General features: G+C 51.5%; 1 protein-coding gene. It reads right to left on the minus strand.

Going from position 1 to position 1,729, the window contains the following annotated elements; genetic code table 11:
• Nucleotides 1-1,729, minus strand: a 1,729-nt coding sequence (locus C5471_RS23130; RefSeq protein WP_166296553.1) for a non-ribosomal peptide synthetase, incomplete at both ends; no start/stop codon positions are given.

The following is a 1,729-nucleotide window of genomic DNA, read 5'->3' on the forward strand; positions in this document are numbered from 1 at the left end:
TTCAGGTAACCACGGGCGACAGCGACTCCCCCAATGTAAAGTTCACCCGTGACACTCATTGGGACAGGTTTCCCGTAGGTATCGAGAATATAAATTTGGGTATTGGATATTGGGCGGCCAATCGGTACGTTATCGGCAAAACAGCTCGGATGGTTGATATCAAACACGGTACAACCCACGACGGTTTCGGTTGGGCCATACTCGTTGATGATGCGTGATCCAGGCGATAATGTTTGCCAAAGTGCAATAGTGGAACTGGGTAGTGTCTCTCCACCCACGATAAAGCAGTGAGCGGGGCATTTTCGTCCCACGGTTTTCAATTTCTGCCCCATTGCCGCAAGATGACCGGGAGTAATTTTAACCAAAGCACCCGATTCCATTGACAACAACGCGGGAAGCAACTCAACCAGCTCCTGCCCGTCACGGAGCAGATGGCTCTTGCCTCCACATAGTAAAGGCAGGTAAAGACTGGTGACCGTGGCATCAAAGGCTATCGATGACGAAACGATACTATTGAATTGCCTTTCAGTTAGGTAATCACTCCTCGCCCATAGCAGGTAGTTGCAAACACCACGATGTTCCAGCATCACTCCTTTCGGTGTCCCTGTTGAACCTGAGGTATAAATTACATACGCCAGATGTCGTGAAGTTAATGCAGGTATTTGCGGGTTGCAGTCCCGCTGGTTGAGCAATGCATTTGGGTCAAGTACGGTGAGTTCTGTCAGTGCCTTCTCACCCAACGCAGCACGTCCGGCTTTATCCGCCAGCAAAATAACCGGAGCAGCATCAGTCAGAATATGGGCCAGACGCTCCCCGGTATAGACCGGATCCAACGGCACATAGGCTCCACCGGCTTTTAGTATTGCCAATATCCCCACCACCATTGCTGGGGAACGTGACACACAAATCGCCACCCGCTGATCCGGCTCTACGCCCAGCGCAATCAACTGATGAGCCAACCGGTTAGCCCGGGTATTTAATTCCGCATAACTGAGGGTTTGTTCTTCATACACTAACGCTGTGGCATTCGGGGTTTTCTCCACTTGTTGTTCAAACAACTGATGGATACATAACGCGTCAGGATAAAGGGTTTCCGTCGCGTTCCAGGTTTTTAACAACAATGTACGCTCCGATTCTGGCAGAGTTTCCAACTGCTGTACCGGTGTTTCAGGTGCTTGTTCAAGCGCCTCCACTAAACTCTCCAGCGCCTGTTGCATATAACCGCATATCCGATCCGCATCAAACGGCTGGACAACTTGAGCGGTTAATCCCAAGGATTCACCACAATCCTCCACCGACAACACTAACGGATAATTGGTTCGCTCCTGCGCATCAAGGAATTCGATCCCACTGATCAATTCATCCAGCGTTGTTGACAATGTATTATGTCGATAGTTCAGCAAGCTGCTAAAGAGGGGGATCTCCCTCTGCACATTACTGCAACGCTGGGCCAGCGCCAGTGAAGCATGTTCATGTTCTAATAACCCGGCAAGTCGGGTATGGGCAGCCTGCACGCTGTCCCGTACCGGGGTATCATCGATATCCAGCCGCAGCGGCAAGGTATTGATAAACAACCCCATGCCACTATCAGCCCCTTCTCCCGCCGCCATGCGTCCAAATAGCACGGTGCCAAACACCACTTTTACCTGATCGCTGGTATGCGACAATACCTGGGCCCAGGCCAGATGACACAACGCCGCCAAACTGACCCCCAAACGCCGGGCCTGAC

This window comes from Photorhabdus tasmaniensis (assembly GCF_011189505.1).
Classification (GTDB): Bacteria; Pseudomonadota; Gammaproteobacteria; order Enterobacterales; family Enterobacteriaceae; genus Photorhabdus; species Photorhabdus tasmaniensis.